The organism is Micromonospora craniellae, assembly GCF_014764405.1.
Taxonomy (GTDB): domain Bacteria; phylum Actinomycetota; class Actinomycetes; order Mycobacteriales; family Micromonosporaceae; genus Micromonospora; species Micromonospora craniellae.
Genome location: NZ_CP061725.1, coordinates 1,263,582 through 1,287,617 on the forward strand (window position 1 = coordinate 1,263,582; position 24,036 = coordinate 1,287,617).

Genomic DNA, 24,036 nt, shown 5'->3' on the forward strand with positions numbered 1-24,036 from the left:
TCGGCCAGGTACCGGACCGGCGGTACGGAGGCACGTGGGCCTTGTAGATTCGTGGCGTGGATGTGGGTCAGCGGGTGACGGCGTGGCGGCCAGCCGTTGATGGCATCGTCGAGGTGCTGCACGCCACGTTCACCATGCACGCATACCCGATGCACACCCATGGCTGCTGGACGCTGCTGGTCGTCGACGATGGGATGATCGAGTACGACCTGCACCGTACCCGCCACGGCGTCCTGCGGTCCCAGGTGACGCTGCTGCCACCGGACGTCGCGCACGACGGTCGGGCCGCATCGCCGGACGGCTTCCGCAAGCGGGTGCTCTACCTGGATTCGACGATCCTCGACACGGGACTCATCGGCGCGGCGGTGGACGCCCCGAATCTGACCGAGCCGACGCTACGGAGGCGGGTCCATCTGCTGCACCAGGCGCTGCGCCAGCCCGGTGAGGGGTTCGCCGCGCAGAGCCGCTTCGCGCTCATCTGCGAAGGGCTCTCCCGGCACCTCCGCCCGACACCCTATGTCCGGCCCGAACCGGCACTGGCTCGTCGGCTGCGCGGCCTGCTGGACGAACGGGCGGTGGCCGGAGTGACGCTGGAAACGGCGGCCCGAGAACTCGATGCCAGCCCAGCGCACCTGGTGCGTTCGTTCACTGCCGCGTACGGCTTGGCACCGCATGCGTACCTCACCGGACGCCGCATCGACGAGGCTCGCCGGCTGCTACTGCGGGGTGTACCGGCGGGTCAGGTCGCCGCCTCCACCGGCTTCTACGATCAACCCCATCTGACCCGGCACTTCCGCCGCTACCTGGGCGTCACCCCGGGCCGGTACGCTGCCGGGTGGCCTTCTCGCAGTACGGAAGCCAGAGTTTGAGGCACGTCAGCAGGCCACGTCGACCCGAGCATCGGCGGCCGGGATCCGGCTGGGAACCGGCGGCCAACGAATGGCGCGAGTCGGTGCGGAGTTGGACTCGTACCGGCGGTCGGTGATGTTGGGACGGGAACCGGGGCTGACGAAGCACTACAACCTGGTCCACGACAAGCAGGTGACCAGCGCCGACATCAGCTGCCTGCGAACATCCACGTCGAGGTGCAAAGAGGCGTGCGGCTTCGCCCTTGTCAAGGGTCAGGACGAACTCCAGCGGAACCGCAGCCCGCAAACGCTTGTTGTAACCAGACTGCCCCGGCAGATACGGAAACGCCCGGGCAGATGCCCAGGGACGAACCGCAACCAACGGGCCTCGGAACGCGACCGCCAAGGTGAGCAGCTCCGCGTCGAATAGCTTCGGTGGCCTACCGGTCCTCCGAGACCCAGCGGGACGGATTCCCTACAGAAAGATCTTGGTCCACCCACTCAGCTATCTCACCTTGTGAGACAGCCCTCCCGTTAACTAACCACCCGACGCCGCGACCAGGTGTTTCTCGATTTCGATCAGCCCTCGGCGCGGAGGGCGATGTTCAGGGCCTCGACAGTCAGGCGAGTGAGATCAGAGAGTTGATCTTCACCGAGGAAGACGCCTTTCAGGTTGTCCAACGGTGTCCTGAGGTCGTGCAGTCGGTTGCCCCGCAGATCGGCGCCGTCGAGGCGGCAGGATTCCAACTCCAGGTGCCCGAGAACGCAGGAACGCAGCGCGATACCGGGCAGGCGGCAGGATGACCAATTGCCGTGGCCGAAGGTGCAGTTGGTGAAGGCCACCGAGCCGGCGGCGCTGACGCGGTTCAGGGTGGCGTAGTCGAACCGGCAGTTGTCGAAAAGGATATCTTTGAGGCGGACGTCAATAAGCCGAGTGCCGGTGAAACGGGATCCCGTGAACGCGCACCGCTCGATGCTGATGCCCGTGAGGGTCGCCCCGGACAGGTCCGTCCCCACGATCTCGCACCCGTAGAGCGCCCCGGCTTCCCAGCTGACCTCACCGAGGTCCGCGCTGGTGATCCGGCAGCCTCGGATGCTCCGGTCCGCAAGCTGCCCGCCACGCCAGGAAACCCCATCGAAGAGCACGTCTCGGACCTCATCGTCGAACAGATCAGTGACCTGGTCCAGGTCCTCCGGATCGAGGTCCGGCAGGAGAATGGTCACGTCACCCACGGTCGTCGTCCGCATGTCTCCTCAACCTGTACGGGCGCGGGGTGGGCACGCCACCCCGCGTCGAATGATGTCGCTGGTCGGCGGCTACGGCGGAACTGGTCCGCCGATTCGCCGATCGATACCACCTTGCCGTCGTCGATGACATGATTGACGACAACGTCGATGTCCTCGTCATCGGCTCGGGACTGTGTGGCCTCACCATCGCCGTTACCGCTGCCCGGCGCGGGCTACGCGTCCGCTGCCTCGGCGACGGACGCCCCGGTGCCTCGCTGGCCAACTTCGGGCAGTTGCACTCCGGTGCCGTCTACGCCCCGGTGCTTCCCTCGCTGAGCGCGGCCTGCTGGGATCACCGGGACCGCTGGCGACCTGGCCGTGCCTGCACGGGTGGGGCAAGCCGACGGGCTTGCGCTGTTTCATTGAGCCGATACCGTCCAGCGCTACCTGGACTTCTGGAACCGAATCGGTATCCCGGTCGAGGAGGTCGACCCGCGAAGCGTAGAACACTTTCCGTCGCCGGCAGCCGCCTTCCGCATCCCCGACTACAGCATCGACTTGCTGGCCCTCAGCGCCGGCCTCGTCGATCTGGCACGGACCACCGGCGTACCGGCTGTGCAGCGACAAGCCGCCATCCTGCGGCGCGATCCGGAGAGCACCCTCGTCTCGATCGCGCCTCCAATGCCGCGGGCACGGGTGGTGGTGCTGGCAGCCGGTGCCAGCACACCGGCTTTGCTGTCCGACGCCGGAATTCAGCACACCTTGCGCACACGCCGAATTGCCTGGGGCCGGCAGCCTGGCATTGCGGTAGAGGGCGTCACCTACTGGCTGGACGGCGACCTACTCGCCCTCAGCCCGGATCGAGGCGGCATCCGAGCGGGCTTGCCCAGCGTTCAGGGTGAATACGGAACAGCCGCAGAGGAGCGTGCTCGACTACTGGACGCACTCGATCGACACCGCCTGAGCCAGTCCCGGCCGGAACTCAGCATGATCTGGGGGACCGTGTGCGAGCCAACCAGTTTGCTGGCTGACCCATCCAGCCTTGTCGTGGACCTCCGGCGACCTCCGGATGGGTGGACTCCAACTGGGAACCTGCTCGTCGCGCTGCCCGGCAAATGGACCACCGCCTGGCACTGCGCCGACCAGGTGGTCGACGCACTCGCCTGACAGACGGGGCACGAGCTATCCGATGCCGATGGCGTCTCTCACCCGATCCAGCAACGGCCTGGTCTGCTTCCGGGCCTTGTCCGCACCGTGGGCGAGAAGGTCGTCCAGTTCGCTCCCCTGCGCCATCAGCGCCTCGTAACGCTCCCGAAGCGGCGCGAACTCGGCGACGAGCGCGTCAGCGAGATGCGCCTTGACCTCTCCCCAGCCCATCCCGCCGGCCGACAGCCGCGCCCGCGTGTCGGCGACCACGTCCACCTCGCCGAACCGCTCAAGCAGCTTGAACACCGCAGCCGAGTCCGGGTCCTTCGGTTCCTCCACCGGCACGCTGTCAGTCGGGATACGCCGCACCAGTTTCCGCAGGCTGGGCTCTGGCGCGAACAAGGGGATCGTGTTGCCGTACGACTTACTCATCTTGCGACCATCGGTGCCGGGCAGGGTGTGCGCCGACCCCTCGTCAGGAATGACAGCAGTGGGGATCTTGAACTTGAACCGGTCTCCGTAGACGGCGTTGAAACTGCCAGCGATGTCTGCCGCGTACTCGACGTGCTGGACCTGGTCGCGACCGACAGGCACCACGTCGGCGTCCATGATGAGGATGTCGACCGCCATCAGCACCGGGTAGTTGAACAGGCCCATGTTCACACCGGCGTCAAGATCATCCTTGCCGGCTTCCCGGTTGCGGTCACGCGCCGCTTTGTAGGCGTGCGCCCGGTTCATCAGGCCCTTGCCGGCCATACACGCCAGGATCCAGTTCAGCTCGAAGATCTCCGGGACATCCGACTGGCGGTAGAACGTGGTGCGATCCGGGTCGAGTCCGGCCGTCAGCCAGGTGGCCGCCACGGAGCGGGTGTAGTGCTGCATCAGCTCACGATCGCGGATCGTCGTCAGCGCGTGATAGTCAGCGATGAAGTACAGCGACTCGTAACTGTCAGCCAAACGCAGAGCCGGCAGGATCGCGCCGATGTAGTTGCCCAGATGCGGCTCACCGGTCGGCTTGATGCCGGTCAGCGATACCCTTCGCGCCGTCGAACCCATGGGCACGACATTACCGTGAGCCGCCTTCGATCTTCCGTCCTCATCGGCTGTCGGCGCGTACCGAAATGCTGTTGTTGGTATCGGCAAGGCCGAGCAACGACGGCAACTCCGCCAGGTCCCCGAAAGTTCGGACCGACCCTGACGTGGAGCCATCGGGCGCGTACCGCAGGACGCGCATTCCTGCGCTGCGTGCAGCCACCACTCCCGACTCGCTGTCCTCGACGACGACGCAGCGGGCAGGTGGTACGCCCATCCTGGACGCCGCCAGCAGGAAGAGATCAGGAGCAGGTTTGCCATGCGCGACCTCGGCGGCCGTGAAGATCCGGCCCTCGAAGTACGGCGCCAGGCCACAGACGCCCAGGGTCAACGCGACCTTCTCGGGACGTCCGTTCGACGCCACGCAGAAAGGAACACGAAGCTGCTGCAGCAATGCAGCGACCCCGGGCACCGGGGCCACCTCGGCACGCAGCGCGGTATCCACCACGACCGTCAGTGCGTCGAACCAACCGGTGGGCACGGCACCGCCCAGGCGATCGGCGATCAGCCGGGCCGCCACTGCTTGATCGAGACCGGCGAACGCCGTGGCGCACTCCTGGTCGGTGATCTGGATACCCAGGTGCCGCATCCGGTCGGCGAGCACCCGGCGAGCGACCAGCCACCACGGCGTACGCGAAATAGGCCCCGACTGGCAGAGTTCTGCCAGGTCAGGGCCTTGCTGCTTGGTGCGCCGCCAGGGACTCGAACCCCGAACCCGCGGATTAAGAGGTTGATCTTGGTCGAGTCGTCTGGTCCAACGAGGTCACTTGGGTCCATCTGTTCGCGGTCAGGCCCCAGCTTCACGGGACGGCGTCCGGCCCAGTCCGTCGCGCGCTGGCCCCGTCCCATCGCGCCCGAGCACCCATGGAGACACCACGTGGATCATGACAACCAGCTGGCCAAGGATCACGGTAGGCCCTGGGCCATGCTCGCGCAGAATCACTCACACGGACCGGGCCCACTCCTCACTCACCGATCCGGGGGTCACGCGTGCCTGAACGTCCTACAACGACGGTCGGTCGAGCCATGCCCCGACGCAAGGTCGGCACCTAGAGTGTTGCGGTGCTGACCCTCGGCGTCGACCTCGCAGCGGCGGACAAACGTACGGCGATGGCGACCATCGAATGGCTGTCGGACCGCGCAGTGGTTCGAAACCTGGTCCTGGACGTGGGCGATGCCCAGATCGTCAAGGCCAGCCAGGACGCGGACAAGGTCGGGTTGGACTGCCCACTCGGCTGGCCCGAACCCTTCGCCGCGCTCGTCACGGCCCACCGGTCCGGCCACGTCACCGTCGCCGACGGCGATGCCGCACAGTGGCGGCGTCGTCTGGCCTACCGGGTGACCGACGAGGTGGTACGCGAGACGACCGGCATCATTCCGCTCAGCGTGGCCGCGGACCGCATCGCTCATGCCGCTTTCCGATGTGCCGGGCTGTTGGCGATGCTGGCCGCCGCCGACCAGGACGTCGACCGGTGCGGCGACGGCAGAATCGTCGAGGTGTACCCGGCCGCGGCCCTGTTCCGTTGGGGGTTGGCCTACCGCGGTTACAAGGGACGGGGCCAGAAGACGCAGCATGCCGACCTCGTGACCGCGCTCTGCGCGGCCGCACCCTGGCTGGAACTGGGCGCTTCCGAGGCGCTGTGTCGCCGCAGCCACGACGCCTTCGACGCGGTCGTCGCGGCCCTCAACGCGCGTGCCGCCGCCATAGGCAGGGCGACCCGACCCGACGACGAGCAGCGGCAGGTCGCAGGGGTCGAGGGCTGGATCGCCCTGCCCACGGGGCCGCTCAGCGACCTTGTCGACGGCGCCGAAGCGGGCGGGAGGCGTCCATGGCCTCGGGGCTGAGTTGGCTGGACACGTCTCGCGAGGATCAGCAACGCATGCGTGAGTTGCTCAAGCTCTTCAGCGACACGCAGAGCCGGGACGAGCTGGGCGTCGGTCAGGTCCGCGACGCGTTCAGCGACCTGCTGTTTCCCGGCACGTCGGTCCTGCAGAACCGGGCACGGTACCTGTTGATCGTGCCCTGGTGCTACCAGGAGGCGCAGAAGCGTGGGCTACGCGGTGACCGCCTCGCCGCGCGGGTCGACCGCAACGAGCGGAAGGTGATCGCCGCTCTACTGCGCGGCAGCGACACGGAGGGCATGATCGGCAGTCGTGCCGGAGTCGGGGTTCGCACCCTGCCCTCGAACATCTACGCCGTTGCTCTTCAGGAGTACGGCATCCGCAGCGGTGCGGATGACACGGCACCGGACCGACGGCTGGTATCCCGGCTGGCCGAGGCTGATGAGCTGACCGAGCGGTCACGCAGCAGCTGGATTCCGACCCTGCCCGGGGCACCGGCGAACTTTCCGCAGGAGGTCGAGGGTGGGCTTAGGTTACACCCGGACGAGGCCCGTTGGCTGCGCGAGCGGATCATCGCTGCGGTTCCCGGCACCCTGCTGGCGTACCTGCTCAAGCCCGCGCATCGCCCTGGGTCGGAGGGCGATGCGCCGTGGGACGAGCCGGCGGCGCTGGCCGCGCCGGAGCCGATCGGTTCCCTGGTTCGGGACGCGCAGCGCTTCTCGCTGGCCATGCATGGTGCGGCGCTGTTGTACAACCTGCTCGTCGCCGAGCGGTACGAGCGGGCGGGCCTGTCCGAGCACGAACAGCCGACGGCTCGCTACCGCGACAGGCTGTCGGCATGGAGCGATCGGGTGTCGGCGGAGCAGAGCCTTAAGGGCTGGGATCGGTCGGGGATGTGGACGCTGCTGATCGAGAAGAATCCCCGGATCAGCACGAACGTCAGGGCCCGGCAGTTCATCGAGCGGTGGCTCGACGCGGTGACCAGCGGGGCTGCCGGCGAGGCGATCAGCGACCCGGCCCTGCGGGATCTCGTCGGCGAGCGGGAGCGGTCGGTGAAGAAGGGCCAGTCGCGGTTGGTCAACGACAAGTTGTTGCGTACGTGGAGTGGCGCGTCGGGCAGTCGACGGCTGGTGTTCCGTTGGCCGCAGGTCCGCCGGATCCTCACCGACATCCACGACGGTTGCGCTGCTGGTCCTTCGGAGGCTGCCGGTGCTCGCGCCTGACTCCCGCGCGCTGTTGCTCGACTCGTTGCGCCCACCGCCGGGGGCGCGGTTGTGCCGGGCGGCGGCGTTGACGTTCACCCTGGATCTGGAGAGTCTGCTGGTCGCACCGTTGGCGTTCGCCGCGCATGGCCTGCGGGAGTCGGCGGACCCGATCGCGGTCATGGAGGGTGTACGGCGCTGCGCGGACCGCATCGACGTGTTCTGTCAGGCGGGGCAGATCGTGGTGCCGTCAGGGGCGTCGGCGCTGTTGGCGTTCGTCGAGCCCATGGTGCACGAGGTGCACCGCCCCAAGCCGGGTCACCTGTTCCACCCGAAGCTGTGGGCGCTGCGGTTCATCGACGACACGACGGGAGAGGTGTCGCTGCGGCTGCTGGTGCTCAGCCGCAATCTGACCAAGGATCGCGGCTGGGACGTGTGCCTTCGGTTGGATGGCGTGCCCGGCACCCGCCCGAGGGCGGACAACCGGCCTCTGGCTGACCTTCTGCGGTATGCGGTGCGGCTGGCGGTCACGCCGCTACCGGCCGCCCGGCACGCGGCGATCGAGGCGCTGTGCGAGGACCTGCGGCGCGCCGATTGGGAATTACCTGAAGACGCCCGAAGCATGGTCTTCCACGCCCTCGGGGTGCCTGGTAGCCGCCCGCCGGACTTCGCGGGGACGCGTCACCTGGTCATATCGCCGTTCTGCACGCCGGGTGGACTGAACCGGTGCGCACCCAGCGGCATGCTGTCGGTGGTAAGCCGGCAGGAGGCGCTCGACCGTCTGCCCGAGGAGAGCCTGACAGGTGCCGAGGCGTTCGTGGTCAGCGCCTTGGCCGGTCTGCCCGCCGAGGAGGCGCCGCCGGGTCAGGAGGTGCTGCACGGTCTGCACGCGAAGGTGTACGTGGTGGAGAAGGGCCATCAGGCGCGGGTCCTGCTCGGCTCGGCGAACGCCACCGACGCGGCGTTCGGCGGCAACGTCGAGTTGCTGGTGGAGCTGATCGGCAGCCGGAACCGGTGGGGGACCAACGCACTCCTCGGCCCCGACGCGGGTTTCCGGGAGATCCTCGAACGGCACGAACGCCGAGACGTCACCGAGCCGGAGCCCGACACCGGTTTGCTACGCGACCTCATCCGTGACATCGCCGCATTACCCATGTCAGCCACCGTCACGACCTCAGCCGTCGGGTACGAAATCCGGCTCGACTCGCAGGAATCCGTTCCTGAGGTCACGGGTGTACGGATCACCGTGCAGTTGCACACGCGCCGTGGTGAAGCGGTGTCGCTGGTTCCGGGGCAGCCGGTGTCCGCGGTGTTCGTCGGGCTCGCGCTGGCCGATATCACCCCTTTCGTCCTGGTGGTCGCCGAAGACCGTACAGGCCGGGAACAGACCGTCGTTCTCGCCACCCTGATCGGTGACCCGGCCCATCGGCTTGACCACGTCCTCGCCCAGCAGATCGACACGCCCGAGAAGTTCCTGCGGTTCCTGTTGTTGATGCTCGGCCTCGGCACCGAGGCTGCCGCCGCCGTGAGCGGCGACGCTGGCGGGCAGGGCGTCTGGCGTACCGGCGGCACCGGCATCCTCGAACTGCTACTCAATGCTCTCGTGGACCGCCCGGAGCAGCTCGACGACCTGGCCCGGTTGGTCGCCCGTATCGAAGCCGACGGCGACAGCAGGCGGCTGCTGCCGCCCGGATTCACCGAGCTGTGGCGGGTCATCGACCAGGCGCGGGACGCGAGGGCAGAGGCGGTGGGCCGGTGAAGCGGTACGACGCGGGGCCGGTCATGGCCGGCCTGAAGGACTTCCAGCGTGCCACCGTCGCGCATGTCGTCGACCGGTACTTCGGTGCCGACCCGACCCGCCGGTTCCTGGTCGCCGACGAGACCGGGCTCGGTAAGAGCGTCGTGGCCAGGGGTGTCATCGCCGAGACCCTGCAGCGGCTGCAGGACGACGACAGCGTGGAACGGGTCGACGTCATCTACGTCTGCTCCAACCAGGACGTCGCCCGGCAGAACATCGACCGGCTGCGGGTCACCGCCGACAAGATCGTCACCCTGTCCAGCCGGCTCACCCTGCTCGCCAAGTACGCACATCGGCTCAACGCCGCGACCGCCACCACCGGCAAGCCGATCAATCTGATCGCTTTCACCCCGGGCACCTCCTTCGACCAGGGCTGGCGGACCGGTGCCGTGGAGGAGCGGGCGCTGATCTTCCTGCTCCTCGAACAGGCCCACTCGTGGGGCGGCTGGCGAACCGGAGCCGCGCTACGCGCGTTGCAGGCGACCGTCGCCACCCCTGAACGCTTCGAGGAGCAGTGCGACAGGCTCTGGGAGCAGCTCGAAGGAGAGATCGACCCGACGATCGCCGAGGGGTTCCTGCGTCGTGCCCGCCACGGCGGCCTGCTCGACGAGTTCGACGCGCTACTCGACGGCATCGGTCGACGCCCCGCCCTGCCCGACGCGCTGCGGGAGAAGGCCCGCACACTCACCGGTGCTTTGCGAACGGCGCTGGCCACCGCCGGGGTCGAGGTCCTCGACCCGGACCTGGTCATCCTCGACGAGTTCCAGCGCTTCCGGGAGCTCCTCGACCCGGACGGTGGCGATAGCGCGGAACTCGCCCGGCACCTGTTCGATCATCGAGCCGCCCGAGTGCTGCTGCTGTCGGCCACCCCGTACAAACCGTTCACCTTCGCCGAGGAGGCTGGTGCCGGCGAGGACCACTACCGCGACTTCCGGCAGGTCCTGCGCTTCCTCACCGACGACGAGTGCTGGCACGCCGACGTGACGAAGACCTTCGAGGCGTACCGGGACGCCCTGGTCCGCGGCGAACCCTGCGGCGACCTACGCGACCGGCTGCGCGCCCTGTTGTTGCGGGTCATGTGCCGCACCGAACGGCCCGCGCTGGGCCAGGACGGGATGCTGAGCGAACACCTCGACCTGGCCGACGACCTCGACCCCCGTGACGTGCGCGGCTACGTGGCGATGCGCCGGGTCGCCGACGCCGTCGACGCACGGATGTCGGTTGAGTACTGGAAGTCCGCCCCCTACTTCCTGAACTTCCTCGACGGCTACCAACTCGGCGACAAGGTCCGAAAAGCGCTCGACGGCAAACCGGACCCCGACGTCACCGCGCTGCTGGCCACCGCGCAGCTACTCGACGCCGACACGATCAACCGACGAGAACCCGTCGATCTCGGCAACGGCCGGCTACGGCGACTCGCCGCGGACACCGTCGACCGGGGCTGGTGGCGACTGCTGTGGCTGCCCCCGTCCCTGCTGTACCACACTCTCGACGAACCGTTCGCCACCGCGGCGGCCGAAGGCATCACCAAGCGGCTGTTGTTCTCCTCCTGGAACGCCACCCCCACCGCGGTGGCCGGATTACTCAGCTACGAAGCCGAACGCCGGCTCGGCGGCCACGGGGAGGGACACCGGCACCTCGACTACCGCACCGAGAACAGCCGCCCAGCGGCAATGAGCGTCCTGGCACTCTTCTGGCCCCATCCCGCTCTGGCCGCGCTGTGCGATCCGCTGGCCCTGGCCCGGCAGCGACCGGACGAGACTGCGCCGCTGGCCGTGTTCGAACGCGAGGTGCGGGAACGGTTGCTCGCGCACGCCTCCACCGATACGGCGGTCGCCGAAGCGAGCCCGGCTGAGCCGTGGGAACTGGTCTTCCGGTGGCCAGGCGCCGACCCCGGCCCGGACGACGCCGCTGCCGCCCTGGGTACCTCCGCCGACGAGCAGACAACGGCCACCGGCCTAGATCGGCACGTGGAGCGAGCTCGTGAGCTGGCCAGCAACGCCCGCTACCCGACAGCAGACCATCTCCACGGTCTGCTCGGCAGCGTCGCGGAGATCGGCATGCACGGGCCGGGCAACATCGTCTGGCGGGCCCTGTCCCGACTGATCCACCCCGACGACGCGGTCACCTCCGCAGGGCACTGGCGCGCCGCGGCGGTACTGGCCAACGGACTGCGGTCCCTGTTCAACCGGCCGGAATCCGCCCAACTGCTCGACAGCCTGTCGATGGGCCCGGTCTACTGGCAGGCGGTACTGCGCTACTGCGCCGCCGGCGATCTGCAAGCCGTCCTCGACGAGCACCTGCACACCCTGCGCAGCGGGGCCGCCGACATCTGCCTCGACGACGAGGAAGTCTGCCGGCTGGCCGACGAGGCACGGCAAGCAATCGCCAGCCGACCATCGACGTACGAAGCCTTCGACCCGCGTCATCCCGACGAGCGGATCAAACTGCCCGGCCGGTTCGCGCTGCGCTACGGCGGCCGCGGCGAAGAACAATCCCAGGCCGACCGCAAAGCAGTCGTACGTCGGGCCTTCAACAGCCCGTTCTGGCCGTTCGTTGTCGCCACGACCAGCGCCGGCCAGGAAGGCATCGACTTCCACCAATGGTGCTCGGCCGTCGTGCACTGGAACACCCCCGCCAACCCCGTCGACTTCGAACAACGCGAGGGCCGAGTGCACCGCTTCGGCGGACACGCCGTACGCCGCAACATCGCCGCCGCACACCGCGCCGCTGCCCTGCGCTCCCCCGAGCCAGACGTGTGGAAGGCCCTGTACGACGCGGCACGAGCAGAATCCGGAGAGCTCGGCGACTTCGCCCCGTACTGGGTGTTCCCCGGCCGGGCAAAGATCGAACGGCACGTCCTGCCGTACCCCCTCAGCCGCGACCAAGCGAAACTCGACCGGCTCAAATCCGACCTGGCGATGTACCGGCTGGCGTTCGGCCAACCACGGCAGGAAGACCTCCTCAACCTGCTCCGACGTCACACCACCGACAGGACCAACACGACCGAAATCCTGAACCTACGACCGGCCCCCGAAAGACTGCCTCAGTGACAGACCAAACCAGCCGGCTTCCTTGACCAGCGGACTTCACAGCATGCAGCGGGGCGAAGCCCCACTGGACGAGCAGCTTCAACACTAACGTCCGCACAGGATCACCAGGTCAGCCCCAGGAGTCTTGGAGTGAACCGCCTGACAGTCGTCGGGGACGTCAGCGGAGCGGCCACTCCCCGCGGTTGAGTCGCGTCAGCACGTCGTTCGCCTCCTTGAAACGCCAATTGCACACCCGTCCGAAACCGCCCACCGCGGAGGACTTGCAGACCTGCAACAGGGACGTCGCGTACTCGATCCAGTTTCGGTGCGGTGACGGGGCCTCCCAGTCGAACGGGTCGGGATCATCGCTGGCCTGGGCCGCGAGCAGGATCGCCCGGCCGCTGAGGAACTTGGTGACGAGCGGGGTCTTGCCGGTGCGGTCCTGCTGGAGGATGCGACAGGCATCGAAACAGTCGAAGGCCCGGCGGGTGCGTTCGGCCACCGCGGTGGCGTCGTGCTGCCCCTCGGTGAGGTCGGCCCGCCTCAGGTAGATCGAACCGAGCGCCTGCAGGAGATCCACGTCGGTGAAGTTCTCCAACAGCAACTCGCCGAGCATCGAGGAACTCTCGTCCTCCACCACCATGGCGTCCTGCTGCTCCACGCCGTCGCCGTCCGCCGGCTCCGCGACCGGGCCGCCGTGGGACAGTTGCCGTAGCTGGGTTCTCACCTCCGAGCTGAGCTGGTCGGCGACCGATCTGTGGAAGACCGAACCGTACCGTCGGATGGTGAGGTACCGGCCGATGTTACGGGAGTAGTCGTCCCCGATGATCTCGTCGAAGACCCGGTCGACCCGATCCCAGTCGACCTCCTCGTCCAGTTCCAGCGCGACCCGGTGGCGAAGCAGCGCGAAATCGGCGGGAAGCGAGCGCTCCTGGATCTCGTCGTCGAGCAACTGCCGGGCGTCCGTGAGCATCTGTTGGCGCTTCGACCCCGGAAGGCGGTTGTCATACTGGGCCTGGGTCACCGCGCTCTCCACCGCGCCGTAGACCGCTCGGAGCCGGTCGTGCGCGTTAGTCGCCATCGTCACAAGCTTCTGGTATTCGGCAATCGCCTCGCCGTGCTCCCAGATGTAGCGGTGGAAATCGGCGATGGACGCCACCAGGGCCGGATTGTGTGGCCACCGATCTTCGGCTCGCCGAAGCAGCTCCCAGACCGCGCTGTTGTCGACATTCCTCCGCCAGATCACCGACTGCCACCGCTGGTACTGCCGTTCGAGGTGCACCTGCATCCGGCAGAGTTCGATCGACGGTCCGTACACCCGCTCGTGCCCCAGCAACGACCTCCGGCGCTTGCGGTACGCCTCCTCTAGCCGCTGCTCCTTAATCCCCCGGGGCAGCCGGCTGAAATCCTCTCCCTCCCGGGCCGACGCGACGGTCAGGTTGCCCTCCTCGGACCACAGCGTGCGCATGCACCACAGGTCGAGCACGGCATGGGCCCACGTCATCGGGCCGTCCTGGTTACGCAGCCATTCCTGAGCGATTCCGGCTTCCCGCTTCAGCTGCGTCCGGGTGCCGCCCGGCGCATCCCGTGGCGGGCTCCACAGGATGACCGTCCGGAGTGCCTGGAGCCAGAGCAGATAGGCACGGGCAGCGGTCTCGCCGCCGGCGGTGGAGACGCTCAGATCACGGCAGGTCTCGGCGAGGCTCAGCGCTCGGCGCGCCTCCGTGAGCGCCTCCTGGAGCTGGTCGTTGACCCGCAGGGTACGGGCCAGGAACAGGTGCGCCTCGACCTGCGCGATCAGCAGGGCCTGCTGCCCCTCCCGCTCCTCGGCGTCGCCCTGCAACAGCAGCGACAGGGATCGGCGCGCGGCGGTCAGCCGCCGGTCCGTCTCGACCAGACCACGGAAGGTCCCATGCATGAACCGCCAGACCGCGACGCGAACGGCGACCGGCCACGGAGCGTGCGGCTGCCACACCGTCGTGAGCTGGTCAAGCACCCCGGTGACGAACGCCTCCTGGTCGTCGGCCGCCCGGAGCTCCAGCGCCAGCACGGAGGCGGTGTCGATGTGCCGGGAACACCAGAGCGCGAGTTCGTCGGCGCGTTTGGAGAGGCCGAGCCCGGTCTTCGTGCGCGCGAACGCCCGGCGCAGGCCGCTGATCCGGTCGGCGTGGCTGTCGGCGCACCGCGCCTGCAGGCGACCCAGGCGGTGCTCCATCTGCAGCCGGGTCATCTGCTGCCGGGTGTCCCGCGCCTCCGGGAGCAGCGTGAATATTTCCTCGGCCTTCCCCCAGGTGCCCCGGGCCTGGTCCCGCCGGCCGGCGTCGACTTGGGCCTCCGCGGTGTTGAGCAGCCAGGAGAGCACCACCAGCACGCGGTCCGTCCGGCTGGCGCCGGCGGTGACGGCTCCCTGGTAGAGGGCGTCGGCCGCCCGCTCCCGCGCGGCGAGCAGGCTCGTCGTCGACCGGAGCCGCCGGCCGGCCAGGAACAGGGTCGCGTCCACGGACTTGAGCAGGTGATAGGACACCAGGTCGGCAGGGCACGCCACGATCGCGTCGGCGACCTCGGACGCGGCCCGCACGAGTCCGTCGAGTATGCCGGCGGCCGTGCCCTGCTGCCGTGCGGCCACGGTCAGGCGTGCCGCCGCCGCGAGGAGACGCTCCAGGTCGGCGGTGTCCGGCGAGAGAGCCGATTCAACGGCGTCGACGGTCACCGGCGACGCCGAGCGCTCTGGGACGACGCTGAGGTACACCGCGTCACCGTCGTACGCATTGATCACGGAAAGCGCGTCACGCAGCCGCGGTAGCCGGCCGGCGGCGTCCTCGTCGATCCACCCGACCGCCCACCGGACCGCCTGGACGAGTTCCGGGACGCGGTCCGGGCTTAGCTGGCTGATCGTGGTCTGAAGCGCCGTGCCAGCCCTGGCCAGCGCCTCGTCCAGCTCGTCCGGAGACGCCTCGCGCTCGGGGCCGGGTAGCGTGCTGATGGTCCGTCGGATCGTCGCCATGCCCGCCGAGTCCACGCCCTCGGCGCTCTCGTCGACACCGAGCAGGACGAGCAGGAGCAGGCGCAGGGTGTTCCGGCTGGCCGGGCCGATCCCATAGGACGGCGCGCCGTCCCCGGCCTCGATCCGCAGGACTCGGGCGTCCGTGAGCTGCTCGATCTGGGCCCGGAAACCCACGTCCGCAGATTGCAGGACCTGATGACTGACCGGCAGCCCCTCGGTCAGCGCCCAACAGATCAGCACCGCGAGGGGCCCGTGCCGGTGCCCGGTCGGCGACGGTTGCCGCAGTTGCAGGCCACCGGCGTCGCGCAGGGCCCGGAGCACCGTCGGCACGGAGCGGTTCAGCAGTGCGTCGACCAGGCTGCCGGCGACGAGTTCGCCGGTGTCGGTCAGCTGGTGGTCGGCGATGAACCCGTCCACCCCGTTCACCAACACCCCGGGCAGCCGAACCAGCGGATCATTCAGCCGTCGCAGGACCTCGGCCTTGAGGTCGAGGCCGTCGAGCTCGATCTGCTCCGCGTCGAGCAGGTTGCCGAGCAGCTCGCCCGCCTCGTCGTCGGAGAGCTCACCGAGCGGGATCGGTGGCAGGTCTCGTAGTTGCCCATCGCCGGTCAGGTCCAGTTTGGTGCGGGCCTTGACCACCGTCACGGCCCGCCGGAAATAGGGGTCCTCCAGCAGGGTGTCCAGTTCCGCCCGCACGGCTGCCGGGTCGGGCCCGAGCCGTGTGCAGTCGATGTGGATGAGCAGTTTCCGGTCGCCCACCTGCTGCATCAGGCTGGTCACCAGCCGTCGGCGGCGCCCGTCCAGGCTGGCCATCGCCGCCGGCTCGATCGCGTCCCGTTCGTCGAGATGTTCGCCCAACGCCCGGGACAGGCTCTCCAACACCGGTTCTTCCGCGGTGGCGATGGGGATCTCCAGCCCGAGCAGGACATCCTTCTCGTCGAACGTCCCGCGGGACCGGACCTCGGCGATCAACTGGTCGGCGAAGTGGTCCTTACCCGCCTTGAGCGGACCGGTGACGGTCAGCACGCCACCCGCGACGACTCGCTTGGCCCCGAGTTGGAGTTCGCGCTTCCGCCCGACGAACCGGGCATCCCGCTCCGGCCAGGCCAGCAGCCCGGGCAGCCCTCGGTGTCCGCTGAACGGACTGGCGGGTGGCCTGTTGGCCAGGAGGTTTCTGGTGACGGGCGGTGGTCGGTACCGGCGGTTCCGCAGCCACGGGTCGTCCTCCCAGGCCGCGTGGTTGGTTCTCGGCTCCCCTCGAGCAAGGTCGCGGCGTGCGCCAGCACCGTCCTCGGCGACAGGCTCCGCCCCACCCCGGGCGAGCCTTCGAAGCTGGCGAGGAGCGCGGCGGTGAACGGGGTGAACTCCTCGTCCAACCGCGCGTTCTGGGCCGGCACCACGTCGGTGGCCGCGATCAGCAGCCAGCCGGCCGCCTCATTCGCCGCCTGAGTCTCGGCTTTGAGACTGCCGGCGGCGGCCCCGGAATAGCAGCAGTCGAGGATGAGCAGTTTCCGAGCAGCCGCCGATGACGCGGCGGCTTCGGTCAGCTCGGGAATGGTCAACAGTGTGCTCGTCTGGCTCAGGTTGGCGTCTGAACCGGCCAGATAGAGCGTGCCACCGCCGTAGAGGGCGTGACCGACGAAATAGATGAGCAGAATTCCGTCGTCATCCGGGATCCGGGCCGCGTTGGCGACCGCGTCGAGCATGTCGGCCTTGGACGGGTCAGCCTCGACGACGAGCCGGTGGTTGCCGCGTAGCCCCCACAGTTCCGGGTCGGCGAACGAGCAGCGCAGGGCACCGGTGTTCCGTGGCGCGGCCGGCACCGGCTCCAGCGACGTGTTCGGATAGGTCTCGACGCCGAACAGCACCGCCGACGACTGCGAGGGATCTACCCGATCCGACCTACTGCCCATCGGAACCTCCTATCGTCGACCGCCGCCCCCTCTACTCGGCCGACCTGAGCGCCGCCACCACGGCGTCGACGTCTCCACTGATGCTCACCGTCTCGTGGCGGGCGCCATCGGGCAGATCGGTCCGGGTAATCGTCACGGAGAGCTGCTGGGCGGCCCGGCCACCTAACCGACTCTTCAGATAGTCGTAGAGGGCCTGCACGGTGAGCGGGAGCAGGATGTTCTGCCCGATGAACTCGATCACCTCGGCCGCACCGAGCGTCTCCGGGCGGGGCGGCGGAAAAATTGTCCTGACCCGCGCCTGTCGGGTTCGGGGATCAGCGGTCAGCACCGACACGACGCGGCGGTTCTCGTCACTCTCGCCACCACGCACGTCAATCAATAACCGCATCGCCACCCCTTCACCCCGTCGGCAGAGCCGTCGTCCATTCTGGCAGGCGAGGTCAACATCCCGTGATCGGATGATCATTGAGAACCTTCGTGTCACTGTCCACGGCGACCGAGCACCTGCCGAGCACCCGTATGTACGTTGAGCCGGGGCGTACGCCGAAAGGCGATAACCGCCGCCCAAGACGGAGCCCAATGCTTCGGGCCAATGGTTCACCAAGTTGGTCCGGCGGCAGTCACAAACCCGCCGCCGGACCAGCCGGTTACCGCTGTCGCGCTTTCCTCCACGCCGCCGCGAACACCGGCTCCGGTTCCCACAGCCCGTCGTCGGGTCGCTCGACAAGCACGTCGAAGTACCGCAACGCCTCCACCGACCGGGCGCCGCCACATTCGGTTACCTCGAGCCAGGTGGCCAGGTCTTCGCTGCTCATCGGAGCGTTGTAGTCGAGCAGCGAGTCGAACGCGGCCGCCAGCGTCGGGTTGTTCGCCAGTCCGACCTGGTCGACGAACACACCGGCGACTTCGGCGCTGTTGAGCCTTGCTGCGGTGATCGCATCGCACACGCGTCGAGCGGTGCGTTCGGTGGCCGCGAGCCGGGCGGCGTCGTCGAGCAGCACCGTCCATCCGCCGGTGGCTTCCAGCAGCGTCTTCTGGCTGGCCGCGTCACCGAAACACGAGATCTCGTTGTCGACGACCCACGACCGCAGGCCGCCCGGCGACAGCCGACGCAGCACGATCACCCGGTCGGTGACCTCCCCTAGCGGCGGAGCGTCGTCCTTGGTGAACAGTTCGCTAACGCTGGCGTCGACGACCGCGACCACGGAGCGGGTCACCCCTGCTGCCGGCAGCAGGGTGTCGACCTGAAGCAGTTCGTTGAGCGCATTGTCGAGCCTCGTTGTTGACAGGTCGCTGAGCACGACCCGGTGCCGGTCACCGGGCGCCCCACCGCGCAGTTCCCGCCGGTAGCCTGCTGGTCCCCGGGTCACGTGCAGGGTGAACCGCGCCCCGATCATGTCTGCTTCCTCAGTCAGCCGCGTCGCGACCCGGTCGATCCCGGTCGCCTGGGTGCCGACGACCACCCACAGGTGGTTGCCCCGTTCGGTCAAGGTGGCCAGCTGCTTCTCGGTCACCGGCGAAATGCGGCCGTCCGTCAGCGTACGACGGGCCTGCTCGGCCGACAGGGTGGTGACGACGTTACGCCATTCCAGGGCGCACAACTCTTCCTCGATGGTCTCCGCGGTGCCGAGAAGACGCAGCACGTTGCTGGACCGTAGCCGCCACCGGCCGCTAGTTTCCGACAGGACCCCGAGGCCGCTCATCTCCGACAGCAACGACCGGAACTCGTCAGCTCCCTGGTCGACGAACCCTTCCGGCCACCACGCCAGGCACTCGTCCCGCAGCACGTGCGTGGGGATGGCATGGTCGGCACCCTTCTCCAGCGCGGAGAGGGCGACGACGAGAGCGATCAGCTTGTACCGCGAGTCGAGGTTGAGGGTCAGGTGCACCGTCTCACGGATCTTCTGCCGGACGGCGTTGGAGCCGATCACGCGTTCCAGGTCCTCGTCGCGGATGCGGTACCGCGGCCCTTCCAGGCCCCGTCGGCTCAACGCTTCCCGCACGAGCTCCTCGCCGACCATCTGCAGCAGCTTCGGCTGGTAGTTGCAGTAGGCGAGGACCCGATGGATGAGCTCGTCGGAGTCAAAGGAGATCCCGAGGGTGTCCATCGGGGTGAACATCAAATCGTGGGCCGCGGCTGGTGTCAACGGGCCGATGGCGATCGGGTCGCCGAAGTGCGCGCTGGCGAGCGGCTGGTTGGGCAAGTGTGCGAACCGCTGGACCTGGTGCAGGCCGGCGAACACTGGCTTGAAGTTACGGTTTGTGGTCATCATCAGGTTACGCAGGCGGGTGGTGTGCTCGAACCCTGTCCGGGCGTCGGCGTCGAAGAACCCGTCGCATTCGTCGAGAAGCAGCAGCAGTCTGCGCTGGTTGTTGCTGCCCAGCCACGTGGTGATCGTCGTCTCGACGTACTGGGCGGCGTCGCGGGCCCGTTTGCGCGGCGAGGTGATACCCCGCTGGGCGAGCCGTTCGGCGATCATGTTCCACAGGTCGTCGATCTTGACCGTGGCGCCGAATCCGCCTGACAGCGGCAGGTACACCGCGACCCGGTCCTGGTAGAGCTCGAACTGGCGAGCGGCGGCCTGCAGCAGCGCCGACTTGCCCAGCTGCCGGCCGCCGTAGAGCAGGTTCGCGCCGTACGGGTCGAGAATGCTCTTGCGTTCGTCGACGCGGCCGAAGAAGATCTCCCTGGGCAGCGCGTCGTGTCCGCTCGGGTGGTACGGGTTGGTCGCCGCGTACGGCAGCAGGATCCGTTCGGTCGTAGCGAACAGCCCGCCTCCGCGGGCGGCGAGGAACGCAATCGCGGCGTCGTCGACGACCATGACCGGCCGGTCGGCGCGGGCCGCACACTCTTTGGCTAGGACCTTACGCTGTTCAGCCGACATGCTGCCGAACAGCAACACGAGGATCGGGTCGTTGCTCTCGTCCTGCTCCACCCAGGTCAGCAGCGTGGCGGCGTCCTGCACGCCCCAGCACAGCATCACCTTCAGCAGGTCACCGGCGCGGGACCCGAACGCCGGAACCCGTGCCCCACCGGTCAGCTTGACGCTGGTGAGCTCGACCCATTTCCGGGTCGGGGCGTTACCGAGCTTGTACGGGGTCCTTTCGCTGGTGAACTCGACACCGGCCAGCCGCAGCGCATGCCCGAGCACCGACTTCGTCCGTTGGTGGCGCAACGACTGCCGTTCCGTGGTCAGCCGGTGCCACTGCTCGAGGCCCTCGACGGCATTGGTCCGTTCAAAATCGTTGAGCCGGCTGAAGTCAAGGCCGTTGTGGGCGCCGCCGTCCCGGGCGGCCCGGATCAGCGCCGGGGTGACACCGTCGGTGGCAACGCCGAGGGCAGCGAGGAACTTCTCCAGGTCGGTAGGCCGGGTGGTGCTGGGTGGATCCTCTCCCGCGAGGGCGTTGAGCAGGTACTCCTCGGCGGTGGCGAGGTCTCCGGTGTCGATGCGGGCGTTGATGAGCTCCGCGGCGTTCTCGGCGACCTTGGGTCCGTTGGTGTTGGCCGCCCGGCTGGCGGCCTCGTTAAGTTCGATCGTGACACGGCTGCGCATCGCATCCCGGGCCTGTTCGGCGTATTCGGGCAGGCGGCTGACGATGTCTTCGAGTTGACGTCGGACCGCGCCCAAATCGGGCCGGTCGAGGCGGGCCGCCTCCAGTTCGGCGAGGACGCGGGAGTTATTGGCATGGCTGAGCTGTCCCAGCCGGGCTGCTTTCTCCACCTGCGTGGCGACATCCGCCCGCAACGCCCGCACCTCGTTCTGCGACCGGGCGATGCTGCCCTCGATGCGGTCCACCATTTCCTCGGCCCGTCGAGGGTCTTCGTCTGCGACCGCGTCGATGATGATCCGCGCCGCGCCGTAGTCCTCGATGGCAAGCCGGGCGTCGAACGCGGCCGCCCACGATGTCGCCACCGCCGACTCGATATCGGTGATCGTCACCGGCCTGGCGAAGTTCAGTTTCGCGTCGACCGGCAGGGCCCGGCTGCGCAGCACCTCCCGGTTGAGGACGGTGTTCGGGTCCGGTTCGGCTCCGCCCAGCCTTGTCCCGTCCAACAGCTCGACACTACGGGCGACACTCTCGCGGCAGACCGCCGCGGCCGCTGCAAGCAGGCCGTCGTCGCCGGTCGACGCCGTGTCGTGCAGTTCGATGTCGGCGTCGATCCATCCCGCGCGGACCTCGTTACGCAGCTCCGCCAGCTGCGGGGGCACCTGAAGGCTGTCGCGGGCCGCGTCCGGGTTCGCCCGGACCGCGTCGACCCAGTTGCCGACGGCGTCGAGACATTCGCGTGCGTGATCGGTGAGGCGCCGGCGGACCGCGCCTTCCAGCGGCCGGGTGTTCTTCGCCCGGATCTGGGCGTCTTCCCGCATCAGTTCCTCGACGATTGCCTCCCGGCGGGAGAACTTGCGCAGCCGCTCGACGGCGACGTCAATGTCAACCCGACGGTCGTGGGCGGCGATGTCGAGCACCTGGCCGATGAACCCGTCGGCGGACCACCACTGGTCGGCGATCTGCTGCGCGCGGGCGAACCGCACGGTCCGAAGCCGGTCCCGTGCCTGGACGGCGGCTTCGACGGCGGTGGCGATGCTCTGGTCAGCGCCCGCGATCGGGGCAAGCGCGGCGAGTGTCGCGCTGCTGGACAAAAGCCCGCGAGCGGAGGCCGTGCCGATCGCGCCGGCGACCCGGGCCAGGTGCGGCAGTTCATGCAGAGAACCGACCAAAGCCTGCAGGATCGTTCCGGCGTTAGGATCGGCGGTCACCAGCGCCGCCCGAACGGCGGCGGCGAGCAGCGCCAGTTGGGCGGCGCGGTCACCGTCGAAGTGATGAACGTGCAGCGCGTCGAGGTCGGCGCGCAGCGCAGCCGACGTGGCGCCGCTTTCACTGCGGACCGCTTCGGACAGCGCGAGCATACGCAGCGACTGTGCCCGGGCGGCGCTCCCCCGCACGGTCTCGGCATGAAACGCCAGGCAGTAGCGCCGTTTGCGTAGTAGCGACGCGATGAGGCTGTCGCCCGCGGCGTCATCGGGTTTTCGCGGCGAGACAGCTGGCTGATGCTGCTCAGACGGCGCCGTCGGCTGCAGATTGATCAGATCGGCCCCGTCGCTGGGCTGATCTGTGGTGCGGCGGGGCGCGCTGACGTCGTCGGTGTCGCCCGTTGCGGCAGCTACCCCCTCAGATGCTGCAGCCGCCTCCGTACCGTTGTCCGTTGTGTTTCCTGGATCGACGTGACCGGGAGCGGTGTCCGATACAGGTACCGGCGACTGGGCGCTGTCGGAGGTGATGTCCGTCGCGGCCGGCGGCGCGTCGACGGAGATACTCTCGGTGGCCATGATCGGACCAGACGGTGGCGCACCGACAGCGTCTACGGCCTCGGTGGGGACCCGGTCTTCGGGCGCCGGCCCGGCCACATGCTCGACGGCATCGTCCTGGCTGAGGTCGCCGACCGGCGCCGGGGTGTTGTCGATTCCGGTGGTCAGTTTGCCCATGAGCGCGACAACCAGGACCGGTCCCAGTTCCGTGGGCAGGCGATGCTGGGCGGTGGCGTACAGGTGCATCGCCGTGGCGGTGTCGTCGGCTTCGGCGGCGTCGATGATCTGCACCAGGGTGGTCAGCGCGACGACATGGTTTCGCTGGTTGTCGTCCCAGCAGTCCTTGTCGAGCAGCTGCTCGGCGAGTTGGCGGACGCCTCCCAGCACATCGGCGCTCGTTGCCGGCCCAGACAGATGAGTCAGTCGTGTCAGCTGCTCGCGGGCGGTGTTCTCGTTGTCCTGCTCGGCTGAGGCGCGGTCGAGCGCGGCGGCGAGGGCGTCGCAGTCGTCACCGAAGTCGGTGTCCACACCGAAATCGGCGAGGACGGCCCGGGCATGCGTGACAACCGTGCCCAGCTCGGCAATCCGGGCGAGCAGGTGCGGATCGGGCAACTTTGACGCGGCGAGAGCGTCGAATATCTGCTGGGCTGCGTTGTGGGCGCTGTCGACGGCGGCACGCACCCGGGCGGCGAGCTCGGCGGCCGTCGTAGCTCCCGTCAGGTCCGGGTCGACGCTGTCCGGCGCCGTATTGGTGGTGGCGTCTGGTCCGGGAGGGTTGGTTTCAACAGGACCGTGGTGGCCGTCGACCACGTCAGCGGTGGCATCGCCGACGTCGGGCACGTCCCCTCCGTCTTCGGCATCGGCGCCTGATTCGCCGCTGCCGACGGGTTCATCGCGCAGCACCTCAAGGCGGCCGCAGGCGGCGGCGATGTCGTCGACGACGTCCGCAGGCCAGGTCGGCAGCGCCAGCCCGCTGGTGAGTGCGATCCGCAGCGCGGCGACGACCTGTGGAAAGTCGTACCACCAGACGAGCACCATCAACCGGACCGCATTCGCCTGGCTGACATCGTCGACCAGCGCCTTACGCAGAGCGGCGTCATCCCCGTCGATGAGCCACGCACTGAGTGGCTCCATCAGCCGCCGCAACACCGGCCGGGTGATGGTTCGGGCCGCCCGCCGGCGATCCTCAGTGGTCCACGTGCGCAGCCTCGCCAGCCCGTTCGCCGCCGCGATCGGCACGGGTTTCTTCGCCGACGGCACGCGCAGGTGACTCAGGAAGTCGGTGCGTTCCGGGTTGGGGATCCGCCAAACGAGGTCGGCGAATTCTTCCGGGGTCAAGACTTTGAACGCCGCCTCCAGCGCATCGTTGAGGCGTTCGAGCTGGGCGGCGAGTTCCGCCTTAGCGGTGTATCCCTGCCGCTCTGCCTCGTCGGTGGCCTCTGCGGCCAGCTCGGCGAACCCTTCCGATGTGCAGATCAGCACCGGTGCTTGCCGGTGGCGGTGCCGCAGACGACCACTCACTTGGGTGTGACTCCTATTCGCGGATGGCTGTGCGCTGGAAACGGTGCTGGTCGTCGGCGGCCGCCGACGGCGAAAAGGGCAGTAGAACGGCCGGGTATGACA

13 protein-coding genes and 2 pseudogenes are annotated in these 24,036 nt (G+C 68.5%); 7 read left to right on the forward strand and 8 right to left on the reverse strand.

What is annotated here, in order from left to right:
• Nucleotides 1-56: 56 nt before the first annotated feature.
• Nucleotides 57-869, forward strand: a complete 813-nt coding sequence (locus ID554_RS05800; protein ID WP_117231252.1) for a helix-turn-helix transcriptional regulator — start codon at nt 57-59, stop codon at nt 867-869.
• 265 nt (nt 870-1,134) lie between these two features.
• Here ID554_RS05800 and ID554_RS31370 read toward each other — a convergent pair.
• Nucleotides 1,135-1,320, reverse strand: a pseudogene (locus ID554_RS31370) (IS982 family transposase); the annotation flags it as partial.
• A gap of 107 nt (nt 1,321-1,427) precedes the next feature.
• A complete protein-coding gene (locus ID554_RS05805) occupies nt 1,428-2,096 on the reverse strand; it encodes a pentapeptide repeat-containing protein (RefSeq protein WP_117231251.1) in 669 nt (222 codons plus the stop codon).
• Nucleotides 2,097-2,224: 128 nt separating this feature from the next.
• Between ID554_RS05805 and ID554_RS31375 the strand changes: the two are divergent.
• A pseudogene (locus tag ID554_RS31375) lies at nt 2,225-2,383 on the forward strand (FAD-dependent oxidoreductase); the annotation flags it as partial.
• Between the two features lie 250 nt (nt 2,384-2,633).
• A complete protein-coding gene (locus ID554_RS31380; protein WP_223884730.1) occupies nt 2,634-3,242 on the forward strand; it encodes a hypothetical protein in 609 nt (202 codons plus the stop codon).
• Between the two features lie 15 nt (nt 3,243-3,257).
• On the opposite strand, the gene ID554_RS05815 is transcribed toward ID554_RS31380, so the two are convergent.
• Complete coding sequence (locus tag ID554_RS05815; protein ID WP_117231439.1) at nt 3,258-4,277, reverse strand: tryptophan--tRNA ligase; 1,020 nt, start codon at nt 4,275-4,277, stop codon at nt 3,258-3,260.
• A 40-nt stretch (nt 4,278-4,317) separates the two neighbouring features.
• Nucleotides 4,318-4,917, reverse strand: coding sequence for an HAD family hydrolase (locus ID554_RS05820; protein ID WP_223884448.1), 600 nt, complete (start codon nt 4,915-4,917; stop codon nt 4,318-4,320).
• A gap of 458 nt (nt 4,918-5,375) precedes the next feature.
• On the opposite strand from ID554_RS05820, the gene ID554_RS05825 reads away from it, so the two are divergent.
• The 4 genes from ID554_RS05825 to ID554_RS05840 are packed head-to-tail and all read left to right on the forward strand — an operon-like array spanning nt 5,376 to nt 12,208.
• Nucleotides 5,376-6,158, forward strand: a complete 783-nt coding sequence (locus ID554_RS05825) for a DUF429 domain-containing protein (RefSeq protein WP_117230564.1) — start codon at nt 5,376-5,378, stop codon at nt 6,156-6,158.
• 35 nt (nt 6,159-6,193) lie between these two features.
• Nucleotides 6,194-7,378 carry a DUF6361 family protein gene (locus ID554_RS05830; RefSeq protein ID WP_147333565.1) on the forward strand — a complete coding sequence of 395 codons (1,185 nt, stop codon included), beginning with the start codon at nt 6,194-6,196 and terminating at the stop codon, nt 7,376-7,378.
• Nucleotides 7,365-9,116, forward strand: coding sequence for a phospholipase D family protein (locus tag ID554_RS05835; RefSeq protein ID WP_117230562.1), 1,752 nt, complete (start codon nt 7,365-7,367; stop codon nt 9,114-9,116). Before ID554_RS05830 ends, ID554_RS05835 begins: the two co-directional genes overlap by 14 nt.
• Nucleotides 9,113-12,208: a C-terminal helicase domain-containing protein gene (locus ID554_RS05840; RefSeq protein ID WP_117230561.1), complete on the forward strand. Its 3,096-nt coding sequence runs from the start codon at nt 9,113-9,115 to the stop codon at nt 12,206-12,208. The genes ID554_RS05835 and ID554_RS05840 overlap by 4 nt, the downstream gene beginning before the upstream one ends.
• A gap of 157 nt (nt 12,209-12,365) precedes the next feature.
• Here the strand turns inward: ID554_RS05840 and ID554_RS05845 are convergent, their stop codons facing one another.
• The 4 genes from ID554_RS05845 to ID554_RS05860 all read right to left on the reverse strand — a co-directional run bounded on the left by ID554_RS05845 (nt 12,366) and on the right by ID554_RS05860 (nt 23,934).
• Nucleotides 12,366-16,217, reverse strand: coding sequence for a hypothetical protein (locus ID554_RS05845; protein WP_117230560.1), 3,852 nt, complete (start codon nt 16,215-16,217; stop codon nt 12,366-12,368).
• Nucleotides 16,211-17,104, reverse strand: a complete 894-nt coding sequence (locus ID554_RS05850) for a caspase family protein (protein WP_117230559.1) — start codon at nt 17,102-17,104, stop codon at nt 16,211-16,213. The genes ID554_RS05845 and ID554_RS05850 overlap by 7 nt, the downstream gene beginning before the upstream one ends.
• Nucleotides 17,105-17,135: 31 nt before the next feature.
• Nucleotides 17,136-17,492 carry an effector-associated constant component EACC1 gene (locus ID554_RS05855; protein WP_147333564.1) on the reverse strand — a complete coding sequence of 119 codons (357 nt, stop codon included), beginning with the start codon at nt 17,490-17,492 and terminating at the stop codon, nt 17,136-17,138.
• A 259-nt stretch (nt 17,493-17,751) separates the two neighbouring features.
• Complete coding sequence (locus tag ID554_RS05860; protein WP_147333563.1) at nt 17,752-23,934, reverse strand: hypothetical protein; 6,183 nt, start codon at nt 23,932-23,934, stop codon at nt 17,752-17,754.
• Nucleotides 23,935-24,036: the final 102 nt, after the last annotated feature.